This is a genomic window from Teichococcus deserti, from assembly GCF_001982615.1.
In the GTDB taxonomy this organism is placed as follows: Bacteria; Pseudomonadota; Alphaproteobacteria; order Acetobacterales; family Acetobacteraceae; genus Pseudoroseomonas; species Pseudoroseomonas deserti.
The window spans coordinates 1-12,719 of record NZ_MLCO01000309.1 but is presented as its reverse complement, the minus strand read 5'-3'; the positions used below and the strand labels follow the sequence as shown (position 1 = coordinate 12,719).

Genomic DNA, 12,719 nt, shown 5'->3' with positions numbered 1-12,719 from the left:
CCCCGGCCGTCCCCTCGGCCGTCGACGCGCTTCGCCGTCCTCCTTGCCGGTGGCGTCCTCGCCGCCACGCTGGTGACGCCGGCGGCGGCGCAGACCACCACCGCGACCAGCAGCTTCCAGGTGACGGCAACGGTGCTGAAGCTCTGCTCGGTTACCGCCACCAACCTGGCCTTCGGCGACTACACGCCGACCGCGGCCAGCGACCAGACCTCGACGCTGACGGTGCTCTGCACCACCAACACCCCCTACACCATCGCCCTCAACCTCGGCACCGCGGCCAGCGCCACCGCCCGCGCCATGACCAGCGCCGGCACCTCGACCACGCTGAACTACGTGCTGTATCGCGACGCCTCGCGCACCGCCGTCTGGGGCGAGACCACCGGCACCGACACCCAGGCCGGCACCGGCACCGGCACCAACCAGGCGATCACCGTCTATGGCCGGGTGCCCGCCAACCAGCGGCCGCAGCCCGGCAGCTACACGGACACCGTCACCGTCACCCTGACCTATTGAAGGGGGAGAGGACGCCATGCCCGGAAACCCCATCCTGCGCCCTCGCCGGCAGCTGCTGCTGCAGGCCGGCGGCGGCCTGACGCTGGCCGCGCTGGCCTGGGCGCCGCGCCCGGCGAGGGCCGGCGCCATCGAGGTCGCGCCGGTCTCCGCCGACCTCGCCCCCGGGCAGCAGGCCGGGGTGATCACGGTGACCAACCGCGACACCACGCCGACCTCGGTGCAGGTGCGCGCCTTCGCCTGGACCCAGGACGTGACCTCCGACCAGCTGACGCCGACCCAGGACCTGCTGGTCAGCCCGCCGCTGTTCCAGCTCGCCCCCGGCGCCTCGCAGGTGGTGCGGATGGTGCTGCGCGCCCCGGCCCAGGGGCGCGAGACCGCCTACCGCCTGCTGGTCGACCAGATCCCGGGGCCGACCGATTCCGGCCAGCAGATCCGCTTCGCGCTGCGCCTGTCGATCCCGGTCTTCGCCCAGGCCGCCGTCAATGGCCGCGCCGAGCTGGAATGGCAGCTGCGCCCGGGCGGCGAGCTGACCGTCGTCAACCGCGGCACCCGGCGGGCGCAGCTGGCGCAGCTGACCCTGATGCCGGCCGGGGGCCGCGGCCCGCTGGCGCTGACCGGACCGGAAAACCCCTATGTCCTGCCCGGTCAGGAGCGGCGCTGGCTGGCCCGCGGCGCGACGCTGCGCCCGGGCAGCACGGTGCAGGCCAGCGGCACCGGCGAGGCGGGCCGCTTCACCGTGGATGTCCCGGTCAGCCCCTAGGCCGGCGATGCGGGCGCGGCGCGCCATGCTCGCCCTGCTGGCCGGCATCGGCGCCTCCGGGACGGCGGCGGCCCCGGCGCAGGCGGCCGAGCGGACGCTGCTGCTCGACGTCGTGGTCAACGAGGAGAGCACCAACACCATCGGCACCTTCGCCGACCGCGACGGCGTGCTCAGCGCCCGGGCCGAGGACCTGCGCAGCCTGGGCATCGCCGTCTCGCCCGCCATTCCAGCGCGCACCATGATCCCGCTCGACCGGCTGCCCGGGTTGCGCTTCCGGCTGGACGAGGCCAATTCGCGCATCCTCTTCACCGCCGAGGACAGCAGCCGGGTTCCGGCCGAGCTCGGGGCCGCGGCGCGGCCGGACGCGCGGGCGCATTCGGAAAGCGCGCTGGGGGCGCTGCTGAACTACGACGTCAACGTCACCTCGGCGAATGGCCGGACGCTCGGCGCCGGCTATGCCGAGGCCCGCGTCTTCGGCCCCTTCGGCGTCGTCAGCAGCGACCTGCTGGCCTATACCACCGCTTATGCCGGGCAGGAATCGATCGTCCGCCTGGGCACCACCTTCACCCGCGACGACGAGGACCGGCTGCGCCGCTACCAGGCCGGCGACCTGATCAGCGGCGGGCTGTCCTGGACCCGGCCGGTGCGGCTGGGCGGGCTGCAGGTGGCGCGCAACTTCGGCCTGCGCCCCGACCTGGTGACCTTCCCGGTGCCGGTGGTGACCGGCTCGGCCGCGGTGCCCTCGACCGTCGACGTGCTGGTCAACGGCGTGCAGCAGCTTTCCACCACCACCGGCTCCGGCCCCTTCGTGGTGCGCCAGCTGCCGGTCATCACCGGCGCCGGCGAGGTCGCCGTCCGGGTCCGCGACGCGCTCGGCCGCGAGACCACCAGCACCCTGCCCTTCTACGCCTCCTCCGCCCTGCTGGCGCCGGGGCTGCTGACCTATTCGGCCGAGCTCGGCTGGGTGCGGCGCGACTATGGCCTGGTCAGCGACAGCTACGGCCCGCCCGTCGGCATCATCTCCGGCCGGTATGGCCTGACCAGCGCGCTGACCATCGAGGGCCATGCCGAGGGCGGCGCGGAACTGATGATGGGCGGCGCCGGCCTGGTGCTGGGGGTGGGCGCGATCGGCTCGGTCTCGCTCTCGGGCGCGGCCAGCCAGGCGCGGGCGGAGGATGGCGGCACACTGGACGGCTGGCAGCTCGGCGCCGGCTTCGAGCGCACCACGCTCGGCCTCAGCTTCGGCGGCTCGGTCACCTGGGCCAGCCCCGGCTTCGCCGATGTCGCGGCGCTGGACGGCGCCGACTATCCGCGGCGGATCCTGCGCGCCAGCGCCTCGCTGCCGGTCCTGGGCGGCGCGCTGTCCTTCGCCTATGCCGAGGTGAAGCGCGATGCCGGGCTGCGCCGCCGCCTGCGCGACCGCCCGGCGCTGGCGACGCTGCCCGACGCCTCGATCGTCACCGTCAGCTACACCCGCTCGCTGTCCGAGCGGACCAGCTTCTACGCCACCGGCTTCACCGACCTGACCGGCAACAGCGGCGAGGGGTTTCTGTTCGGATTGTCCTTCGCGCTCGGCGACCGGACCACGGGGGCGGCCAGCGCCTCGCTCGACCAGGGCCGCAGCTACGGCGCGCTGCAGGCGCAGCAGGCGGCGGTGGCGAATGGCGACCTCGGCTGGCGCGCCTATGCCTCGGAGGGCGGCATCCCGCGCTATCTGGGCGAGCTCGAATACCGCGGCGCGGCCGGGCGGGTGCTGGGCGGCGTCGACCGGCTGGGCGGCGACACCGCGCTGCGGGCCGAGGCGCGCGGCGCCATCTCGACGGTGGGCGGCGGCGTCTATCTGTCCAATCCGGTGCAGAACGCCTTCGCGGTGGTCGAGACCGGCCAGGCCGGCATCGGCGTGGTGCAGGAGAACCGCCCGGTCGGCGCCACCAACGCCCGCGGCCGGCTGCTGGTGCCGGATCTGCGCGCCTATGAGGGCAACCGCCTGGGCATCGCGCCGGAGGACGTGCCGGCCGATGCGGCGGTTGGCGACACCACCCGCATGGTCACCCCGCGCGAGCGCGCCGGCGTCGTCGTGCGCTTCCCCGTCACCCGCAGCGCGGCGGCGCGGCTGCGGCTGGTGGATGCCGCGGGCAAGCCGCTGCCGCTCGGCAGCATCGCCACCCCCGAGGGCGGCGCCCCCCTGCCGGTCGGCTATGACGGCGAGGTCTTCGTCACCGCGCTGCAGCCGCGCAACCGGCTGACCGTCGCCCTGCCCGAAGGGGGAGGCTGCCGCGTCGCGTTCGACTTCACCCCCACGCCCGGCGAGCTGCCGCTGATCGGACCCCTGCCATGCCGCTGAGAGCCCTCCTGCCCTTCGCCGGGCTGCTGCTGCTGCCGGCCGCGGCGCAGGCGGCCTGCACCGTGACCGCGACGCCGCTGGCCTTCGGCCACTACTCGCCGCGCGCGCCGGGCCTGACCAGCTCGGTCGGCACCATCACCCTGACCTGCGTGGCGCTGCTGGTGGTCAACCTGAACTATACCATCAAGCTCTCGGCCGGCGGCGGCGGCAGCTTCGCGGCGCGGCGGCTGACCAGCGGCAGCAGCCGCCTCGCCTACCAGCTCTACACGGACAATGCCGGGGCCGGCATCTGGGGCGACGGCACCGCCGGCACCAGCTTCGTCTCCGGCAATGCGCCGCTGTTCCTGCTGGGCGCCGGACGGGCCCATTCGGTCTATGGCCGGCTGCCGGCGGGGCAGAACGTGCCGCCGGGGACCTATATCGACACGATCCAGGTGACCGTGACCTATTGATCCCTAGTAGATGACGGTGATCAGCACGCCCTCGGCGAAGGCCGGGTGCGGCGCGGTGCCCTGCAGCACGGCAGGCCCTGCCTCCGACAGCAGCGAGACGGACAGGCTCGGCATGCCAGGCGCCGCGGAGTCATGCGCCGACAGGCTGGTGGCCTGGGCGACGAAGGAGACGGGGCCGGAGCAGCGCACCGCCAGCAGCTCGCGCGAGGCGACCGAGGCGATGCAGGAGGGCGACGGCACCACGGCGCCGACGGCGAAGGCCGTGGTGACGCGCTGCGCCTCGGCTGCGCCCGCGCCGAGCGCGAGCAGCGCCGTGGCTGCCAACAGGGGGGCGGTGCGCCGCCGCATGCTCTTCGACACCTTCTCGATCAGCCCAGGGCCTCAACGCGGCTTATGCCAAAGCGGGCGGCGCGCCGCAGCACATTTCTCGCAGCCGCCGTCGAATCATCCGGGCGGGGCAGCGGCGGCAGGGCGGCCGTTGCTCCGGCGTGCCGCGATCGGCTACAGCCGGCAGGTATCCAGGAGGCCAGCATGGCAGAAATGGTCCACCCGCAGGACGACCCCTTCTACGGGGAGCTGCGGGCCTTCGCCAATCGCGACGGCTTCGTCGTCATCGAGATGAAGGAGGAGGCGGAGGCGCCCTTCCTGGTGCTCAGCCCGCTCGAGGCGGCGCGGCTGATGGCGGCGATGCGCGCCGCCATCGCCGCCATCGATTCCGACGTGCAGAAGGCGATCCCGCCCGAGGATTGAGGGGCAGGAGGCCGGGCGCGGCGGCGGCGGCTCAGCCGGGCTCCGCCGCCCGCGCGCAGATCCGCAGCGCGACGCGGAAGGAATCGGCGAAGGCGCTGACCGGCAGGAACTCGAAGCGCGAATGGAAGTTCAGCGCACCGGTGAAGAAGTTCGGCGTCGGGATGCCGCGCGCCGACAGCGCCGAGCCGTCGGTGCCGCCGCGCATCGGGATCACCTTGGGCTGGATGCCGAGATCGCCCAGCGCCTGCAGGATCAGCTCCACCGGCCGGCGGTCGTTGCCCAGGCTTTCGGCGATGTTGCGGTAGCTTTCCTCGATGCGGCAGTCGATGCGGGCGCGCGGGAAGCGCTGGCGGATCTCGGCCACCGCCTGCTCGACGAAGGCCTTGCGCTGGTCGAAGCGGACGCCGTCGAAATCGCGGATCGACATGGCCAGGCGCACGCTGCTCTGGTCGCCGGTGATGCCGTTGAACCACCAGTAGCCGTCGCGGCCGTCGGTGTGCTCCGGCGTCTGCAGCGGGTCGAACAGCTCCATCAGCGCCCGCGCCACCAGGATCGGGTTGACCAGCACCCCCTTGGCCGACATCGGATGCGCGGTGACGCCGGTGATCTCGATGGCGACGCTGGCGGCGCTGAAGGTCTCGTAGACCACCTCGCCGCGCTCGCAGCAGTCGATGGTATAGGCAAAGGCGGCCGGAAACCGGTCGAGCTGCAGCACCTTGGCGCCGCGCAGCCCGATCTCCTCATCGGGGACGAAGGCGACCGCGATGTCGCCATGCCGCGGCCGCTCGCGCCGGAGCGTCGCCAGCAGCGTCATCACCACGGCGACCGCCGCCTTGTTGTCGGCGCCGAGCACGCTGGTGCCGTCGCTGAAGATGATCTCCTCCCCCGCATAAGGCAGGATCTCGGGGTGCTCGGCGACGCGCAGCCAGATGTCCTGCTGGGCATTGAGCAGGAGGTCCCTGCCCTCGAAGCGCAGGCGCTGCGGGTGGATCTGCGGCGACAGGCCGACATCGACCGTGTCGAGATGGGTGACGAAGCCGATGCAGGGCGCGTCAGGGACATTGCCCGGCAGCAGCGCGGTCAGGTTGCCGTTCTCGTCCAGATGGACGTCCTTCAGGCCAAGCGCCTCCAGCTCGCCTTGCAGCAGCTCGGCCAGCACCCGCTGGCCCGGGGTGCTGGGCAGCACCTTGGCGCGGGCATCGCTCTGGCTGGTCACCGCCAGGTAGCGCGTGAAGCGCTCGATCAGTTCCTCTTCGACAGGCATCGCCATCCCTCAGCCTCTTCTCCGACGTGGCCGACAGGATACCGCTGCTCGCAACGCAGCGCGAGGCGGGGGGCCGCAGCATGAAGTTCGGATTGCGAACGATTGTTGTCGTTCGTAAGACTGGGGCAGCAGTCTCTCGGGAAGGAAAGAACTCCATGGACATGACGCGCCATGCCGTGGTCACCGGCGCCAGCTCCGGCATCGGCGAGGCCATCGCCCGCCGCCTGCTGGCCGATGGCTGGCAGGTCACCGGCCTCAGCCGCAGCGCCCCGGCCATCAGCGGGGCCGGCTTCGCCCATCGCCCCGCCGACCTGGCCGATCCCGCCAGCCTGGAGGCGGCGCTGCAAGGGCTGACGGCCACCGCGCTGGTGCATGCTGCCGGGCTGATGGGTGCCCAGCCGCTGGGCAGCCTGGACCACGCCCGCGGCGCGACGATGTGGCAGGTGCATGTCCAGGCCGCCGCCCTGCTGGCCGACCGGCTGGCGCCCGCCATGCCCGAGGGTGGCCGCATCGTCCTGCTGGGCAGCCGCACCGCCAATGGCGCAGCCGGGCGCAGCCACTACGCCGCCAGCAAGTCGGCGCTGACCGGGCTGTCGCGCTCCTGGGCGGCCGAGCTGGCGCCGCGCGGCATCACGGTGAACCTGGTCTCCCCGGCGGCCACCGACACGCCGATGCTGCGCGACCCGGCGCGGGCCCATTCGGTGCCGAAGCTGCCGCCGATCGGCCGGCTGATCCGCCCCGAGGAGGTCGCCGCCACGGTCGCCTTCCTGCTGGCGCCGGACGCCGCGGCCATCACCGGGCAGAATATCGTGATCTGCGGCGGCAGCTCGCTGTGAGGCCGCGCGAAGCGATTGACAGGAGGCGGGCGCTGGCATGATGATCGAGCCCAACGAACAAGTGTTCGGATTCCGAACATGACAGAGGAAACGGTGACCCCCGTCCAGGCCGCCGCCGCGCCCCGCAAGGGGGTCGGCAATCCGAAGAACACCGTTCAGTCCGCGGCCAAGGTCTTCGCGGTGCTGAAGGCCTTCGGCCCCGACCTGCCCGAACTGACCCTGGCCGAGATCGCGGCGCGGGCCGAGCTCGACCGTGGCACCGCCTTCCGCCTGATCCACACGCTGGAGGAGCTCGGCTATCTCCGCGCCGTGCCCGCCAGCCGGCGCTTCCGCCTGACCCTGAAATGCCTGGAGCTCGGCTTCTCGGCGCTGGCCGCGCGCGGCCTGCCCGACCATGCCCGGCCGCTGCTGCGCGAGCTGGTGCCGGAGCTGGGCGATGCCGCCTCGCTTGGCGCGCTGGAGGGGGGCGAGGTGATCTACCTGGCCCGCATCCAGCAGGGTCTGGAGCGGCACGGGGTGCAGCGCCCGGCCGGCGCCCGGGTCGGCGCCTATGCCACCGCGCTGGGCCACGCCATCCTCGCCTTCCTGCCCCGCGACCAGCAGGTCTCTCACCTGGAGCAGCGCGCCCGGGTGAAGCTGTCCGAACGGACGCTCACGGAGATGGACGCGCTGCTGGCCCGGCTCGATGCGGTGCGGGCGCAGGGCTATGCCATTTCCGACGGCGAGAACGCCTATGGGCTGCGCACCGTCGCCGCGCCGATCCTGGACGCCGAGGGCCAGCCCTGCGCCGGCGTCAGCCTGACCATCGAGGCCAGCCGCGCGCCGCTGGAAAGCTTCGTCGCCGCCGGCCTGCCGCGGCTGCAGGCGGTGGTGGCCGAGCTGTCGGAGGCCGCCCGCCTGTCGCTCGGCGCCATCGCCCTGCCCTCTCGCCCATGACCTTTCTTCCCGTGGAGCCCGCCATGACCGGCCTGACCACCCCGATCGAGATCGCCCGCCCCGCCATCATCGAATTCGGCAGCGGGCTGGTGGCGAAAGCCGGCCACTGGGCGCGTGAGCGGGGCCATGGCCGCATCCTGGTGGTGGCCGATGCCTTCAATGCCGGGCGCGTCGGGCTGCTCGACCTGCCGGGGGAGGTCACCGTCTTCGGCGAGGTGAAGCCCGAGCCCGACCTGCCCAACCTGGAGACACTTCTTTCCGTTGCCGAGCAGGTAAAACCCGATCTCGTCATCGGCTTCGGCGGCGGCAGCGCGATGGACCTGGCCAAGCTGGTGGCCGTGTTGCCGGGCAGCGGCCAGTCCTTCGCCGAGGTCGTCGGGCCTGAGAAGGTCAAGGGCCGCAGCGTCGCGCTGTTCCAGGTGCCGACCACCGCCGGCACCGGCAGCGAGGGCGGCACCCGTTCGCTGGTCACCGACCCGGCGACGCAGAACAAGGCGGCGGTGCAGAGCCGCCACATGCTGGCCGATATCGCCATTGTCGATCCCGACCTGACGCTGACCGTGCCGGCCGCCGTCACCGCGGCGACGGGCGTGGACGCCATGGCGCATTGCGTCGAGGCCTTCACCAGCCGGAAGGCGCATCCGCTGATCGACGTCTATGCGCTGGAGGGCATCCGCCTGGTCGGCCGCTTCCTGAAGCGCGCGGTGGCTGACGGCAGCGACCGCGAAGCCCGCGCCGGCCTGGCGCTGGCCTCGATGTATGGCGGCTTCTGCCTGGGCCCGGTGAACACCACCGCCGGCCATGCGGTGGCCTATCCGCTGGGCACCCGCCACCACATCCCGCATGGCCTGGCCTGCGCCCTGGTCTTCCCGCACACCCTGGCCTTCAACGCGCCGGCCGCGCCCGAGAAGACGGCGCTGGTGCTCGAGGCGCTGGGCCTGCCCGCCTCCTCCGACGAGGCGACGGTGCGCGCGGCGACGCATGGCTTCTGCGCGGCGCTCGGCATCGAGATGAAGCTGTCCGCGCTCGGCGTGCCGCAGGACGACCTCGGCACCATGGCGGCCGAGGCGCATGCCATCCGCCGGCTGCTCGACAACAATCCCCGCGATCTGAGCCAGGCGCAGATCCTGTCGATCTACCAGGCCGCCTTCTGAAAGGACCCCCGCCATGATCAGCGCCGATCCCTCTGGCAAGCTGCTGCTCGGCGAGGCCGGCCATGTGCTGCCCGCTGGCGACGACCCCGCGCGCCGCGAATGCTACCTGCCGCCGGCGACGGTGCAGAGCCACGCCGCCAACCTGACGCCGCTGCCGGACGGCTCGCTCGGCCTGGTCTGGTTCGGCGGCACCCAGGAGGGGGTGCCCGACATCTCCGCCTATTTCTCCCGCCTGGAGGGCGACCGCTGGTCGGCGCCGGTCCGGCTGTCGGACGACCCGACCCGCTCGGAGCAGAACCCGCTGCTCTTCCCGGCGCCGAATGGCGAGCTCTGGCTGATCTGGACGGCGCAGATCTCCGGCAACCAGGACACGGCGATCGTCCGCCGCCGCATCTCCACCGACAATGGCCGCAGCTGGGGCCCGATCGGCACCCTGTTCGGCGAGCGCCCGGGCGGGGGCACCTTCATGCGCCAGCCGGTCACGGTGCTGTCGAACGGCGACTGGCTGCTGCCGATCTGGATCTGCGCCAGCACCCCAGGCCGCAAATGGGTCGGCGACGAGGATACCAGCGCGGTCATGATCTCCTCCGACCAGGGGCGGTCCTGGCAGGAGGTGGCGGTGCCCGGGAGCCTGGGCTGCGTGCACATGAACATCCTCGACCTGCAGGATGGCACGCTGGCCGCCTTCTACCGCAGCCGCTGGGCGGACAATGTCTATGTCTCGCGCTCGAGCGATCTCGGCCGAAGCTGGAGCGCGCCGGAGCCGACCGAGCTGCCGAACAACAACTCCTCGATCCAGGTGGCGCGGCTGGCCAACGGCCATCTCGCCATGGTCTTCAACGAAAGCAGCGCCGCGGATGCGACCGAGCGGCGCCTGTCGCTCTATGACGACATCGAGGACGACAGCGACGACGGCAAGGTGGTCGGCGCCATCGACACCAGCCGCCGCAGCACCTTCTGGGGCGTGCCCCGCGCGCCGATGACGCTGGCGATCTCCGAGGATGGCGGCCGCAGCTGGCCGCATCGCCGCAACCTGGAGACCGGCGACGGCTATTGCATGACCAACAATTCGCGCGAGGGGCTGAACCGCGAATTCTCCTACCCCTCGATCACCCAGACGGCGGATGGCCGGCTGCACATCGCCTACACCGTCTATCGCCAGGCCATCAAATACGTCTCGGTGGACGAGGCCTGGGTCAAGGAGACCGCCGCATGACCACCCCTGCCCTGCGTGGCCCGAGCGGCGTGTTCAGCGCCGCCCTCACCCCGCTTGATGCTCAGCTGAATCCCGACCACGCCGCCTTCGCCGAGCATGCCAAGTGGCTGCTGGCCGAAGGCTGCGACGGCATCGCCATGCTCGGCACCACCGGCGAGGCGAATTCCTTTTCCGTCGCCGAGCGGCAGGCGCTGCTGGAGGCGACCGTCGCCGCCGGCGTGGCGCCGGAAAAGCTGCTGCCGGGGACGGGCGTCGCGGCCTTTACCGAGACGGTGGCGCTGACCAAGCATGCGCTGTCCTGCGGCGTCACCACCGTCGTCATGCTGCCGCCCTTCTACTACAAGGGCGTCTCCGACGACGGCGTCTTCGCCGCCTATTCGGAGATCCTGCAGCGCATCGGCGACAGCCGGCTGCGCGTGGTGCTCTACCACATCCCGCAGATGTCGGCGGTGCCGATCAGCCACGCGGTGATCGAGCGCCTGCTGGCCGCCTTCCCCGAGACCATTGTCGGCATCAAGGATTCTGCCGGCGAGCTCGCCAACATGGAAGCCATGGTCGAGAAGTTCCCGGGCTTCTCGGTGCTGGCGGGGGCCGATCCGCTGCTGCTGCCGCTGCGCCGCAAGGGCGGCGCCGGCTGCATCACCGCGACCTCCAACCTGGTCGCCCGCGACCTGGCCTTCGTCTACGCCCATGCGGATGACGCGGCGAAGGCTGCCGAGGTCGACGCCGCCCAGGCCCGCATCGTCGCCGCCCGCAACAAGGCGTCGAAATATCCGCAGATGGCCTCGCTGAAGGCGATGACCGCGCATCGCACCGGCCAGGCCAGCTGGATGCGGCTGCGCCCGCCGCTGCTGCCGCTGACCGAGGCCCAGGCGCAAGAGCTCGCCCAGGGCTGATGCCTCCCGGCGCCGGCCCGTCCGGCGCCGTCCCACCGCAACGTCCAAGCCAAGAACCATCGGAACACAAGCCATGAACAGGCGTTCTCTGCTGCTCGGCACGGGTGCCGCCGCCGCCTCCCTGCTCGCCGCCCCGGCCATCCAGGCCCAGGAATCCTGGCCGCGCGGCAAGCAGATCCGCGTCATCGTGCCCTGGCCGCCGGGCGCCGCCAACGACACGCTCGGCCGGCTGCTGGCGCAGCGGCTGACCGAGAAGCTCGGCGCCACCGCCATCGCCGAGAACCGCACCGGCGGCGCCGGGCTGATCGGCACCAACGCGGTGCTGACCGCGCCGAATGACGGCTACACTCTCCTGGCCTCGGCCTTCAACACGGCGGTCATGCCGCTGGTGCTGAAGGGCGCCACCTTCGATCCGCAGAAGGATCTGGAGGTGATGGCGCGCACGGCGAAGGCCCCCCTCGTGATGGTCTCCTCCGGCACCCGGCCGCAGAAGACACTGCCGGACATCATCGCCGCGGCGAAGGCCAAGCCGCGCGAATGGAACATCGCCATCTCCTCGCTGGGCTCGGCCGGACACCTGGCCACCATCGAGTTCCTGCGCCGCACCGGGCTCGACCTCGACATGGTGACCTATCGCGGCACCCAGCCGGCGCTGACCGACCTGATGGGCGGCAGCGTGCAGCTGCTGATCGACCCCTGCTTCGCCCTGCTGCCGGCGCGCGGCGACGGCAAGATCAACGCGGTGGGCATCGCGACGGCGCAGCGCTCGGCGCTGGCCTCGGACGTGCCGACCATGGCCGAAGGCGGGCTGCCCGGCTACGAGTTCCAGTCCTGGTACGGCGTCTGGGCGCCCAAGGGCACCCCGCGCGAGATCTGCGAGCGGGTCAATGCGCTGATGCAGGAGACCATGCGCGAGCCCGCCATGGTCGAGCGCCTGACCCGCCAGGTGCTGGAGCCGGTGACCGAGAGCATCGAGGAGACGAAGCAGTTCATCGCCGCCGAGATCAACCGCGCCGGCGAGCTGCTGCGCAGCGTCAACTACCAGCCGGAGTAGTCTGGCAAGGCTGGAGGCGGGGCGTGGAAGCCTGTATGCCGCAGGCATGTCCACGCCCCGCCCGCAGCAGCGTTTCCTCTCCGGCCCCGCCGGCCAGATCCAGCTGACCGTCACGGAGCCTGCGGGCTCGCCGCGCGGCATCGTGCTGATCAGCCATCCGCAGCCGCTGCTGGGCGGTTCGCCGCGCCATATCGTGCCGCATACCATCGCGCGGCGACTGAGCGATGCCGGCTGGATCGCGGTGCGGCCGAGCTTTCGCGGCGTCGACGGGTCCGAGGGACGCTATGCCGAGGGCATCGGCGAGGCCGAGGATGCATCCCTGGTTGCACAGACCCTGCGGGACGAGCATCCGGGGCTGCCGCTGGCGCTGGTCGGCTTCTCCTTCGGCGCCCATGTCTATGCCCGCCTCGCCTGCGCGCTGGAGGACGAGGCGCCGGCGGCGGCGATCGTGCTGATGGGCCTGCCGGTCGGGCGGGTGCCGGGCGGGCGCGACTATGCGGCGCTGCCGATCCCGCGCCGGACGCTGCTGCTGCATGGCCAGGAC

14 protein-coding genes are annotated in these 12,719 nt (G+C 72.2%); 12 read left to right on the top strand and 2 right to left on the bottom strand.

What is annotated here, in order from left to right; translation table 11 throughout:
- The 4 genes from BKE38_RS25225 to BKE38_RS25210 form a co-directional block, all read left to right on the top strand.
- Positions 1-513 (top strand): Csu type fimbrial protein (locus tag BKE38_RS25225; RefSeq protein ID WP_207553674.1); only part of this gene is annotated, 513 nt, incomplete at its 5' end.
- Positions 514-529: 16 nt separating this feature from the next.
- On the top strand, positions 530-1,273 hold the full coding sequence (locus BKE38_RS25220) for a fimbrial biogenesis chaperone (protein WP_083747855.1): 744 nt from the start codon (positions 530-532) through the stop codon (positions 1,271-1,273).
- A gap of 25 nt (positions 1,274-1,298) precedes the next feature.
- On the top strand, positions 1,299-3,617 hold the full coding sequence (locus BKE38_RS25215) for a fimbria/pilus outer membrane usher protein (RefSeq protein WP_165694278.1): 2,319 nt from the start codon (positions 1,299-1,301) through the stop codon (positions 3,615-3,617).
- On the top strand, positions 3,608-4,069 hold the full coding sequence (locus tag BKE38_RS25210) for a Csu type fimbrial protein (protein WP_106409306.1): 462 nt from the start codon (positions 3,608-3,610) through the stop codon (positions 4,067-4,069). Before BKE38_RS25215 ends, BKE38_RS25210 begins: the two co-directional genes overlap by 10 nt.
- Positions 4,070-4,072: 3 nt before the next feature.
- Here the strand turns inward: BKE38_RS25210 and BKE38_RS25205 are convergent, their stop codons facing one another.
- Positions 4,073-4,417 carry a hypothetical protein gene (locus BKE38_RS25205; protein ID WP_076959969.1) on the bottom strand — a complete coding sequence of 115 codons (345 nt, stop codon included), beginning with the start codon at positions 4,415-4,417 and terminating at the stop codon, positions 4,073-4,075.
- Positions 4,418-4,600: 183 nt separating this feature from the next.
- Here BKE38_RS25205 and BKE38_RS25200 point away from each other — a divergent pair, with 183 nt between their 5' ends.
- Entirely contained in the window at positions 4,601-4,819 is a 219-nt protein-coding gene (locus BKE38_RS25200; protein WP_076959968.1) for a hypothetical protein, read from the top strand.
- Positions 4,820-4,850: 31 nt separating this feature from the next.
- On the opposite strand, the gene pepT is transcribed toward BKE38_RS25200, so the two are convergent.
- Entirely contained in the window at positions 4,851-6,089 is a 1,239-nt protein-coding gene (gene pepT / locus BKE38_RS25195; protein WP_076959967.1) for a peptidase T, read from the bottom strand.
- Between the two features lie 149 nt (positions 6,090-6,238).
- Between pepT and BKE38_RS25190 the strand changes: the two genes are divergently transcribed.
- The 7 genes from BKE38_RS25190 to BKE38_RS25160 form a co-directional block, all read left to right on the top strand.
- Positions 6,239-6,919 carry an SDR family NAD(P)-dependent oxidoreductase gene (locus BKE38_RS25190; RefSeq protein WP_076959966.1) on the top strand — a complete coding sequence of 227 codons (681 nt, stop codon included), beginning with the start codon at positions 6,239-6,241 and terminating at the stop codon, positions 6,917-6,919.
- Positions 6,920-6,997: 78 nt separating this feature from the next.
- A complete protein-coding gene (locus BKE38_RS25185; protein ID WP_076959965.1) occupies positions 6,998-7,855 on the top strand; it encodes an IclR family transcriptional regulator in 858 nt (285 codons plus the stop codon).
- 23 nt (positions 7,856-7,878) lie between these two features.
- The gene (locus BKE38_RS25180; RefSeq protein WP_076959964.1) at positions 7,879-9,009 is read left to right on the top strand and encodes an iron-containing alcohol dehydrogenase; all 1,131 of its coding nucleotides are present in this window, start codon (positions 7,879-7,881) and stop codon (positions 9,007-9,009) included.
- Between the two features lie 13 nt (positions 9,010-9,022).
- Positions 9,023-10,225, top strand: a complete 1,203-nt coding sequence (locus BKE38_RS25175) for a sialidase family protein (RefSeq protein ID WP_076959963.1) — start codon at positions 9,023-9,025, stop codon at positions 10,223-10,225.
- Positions 10,222-11,121: a dihydrodipicolinate synthase family protein gene (locus tag BKE38_RS25170; RefSeq protein WP_076959962.1), complete on the top strand. Its 900-nt coding sequence runs from the start codon at positions 10,222-10,224 to the stop codon at positions 11,119-11,121. The genes BKE38_RS25175 and BKE38_RS25170 overlap by 4 nt, the downstream gene beginning before the upstream one ends.
- Before the next feature lie 73 nt (positions 11,122-11,194).
- Entirely contained in the window at positions 11,195-12,175 is a 981-nt protein-coding gene (locus BKE38_RS25165; RefSeq protein ID WP_076959961.1) for a Bug family tripartite tricarboxylate transporter substrate binding protein, read from the top strand.
- A gap of 46 nt (positions 12,176-12,221) precedes the next feature.
- Positions 12,222-12,719 (top strand): alpha/beta hydrolase (locus BKE38_RS25160; protein WP_106409305.1); only part of this gene is annotated, 498 nt, incomplete at its 3' end.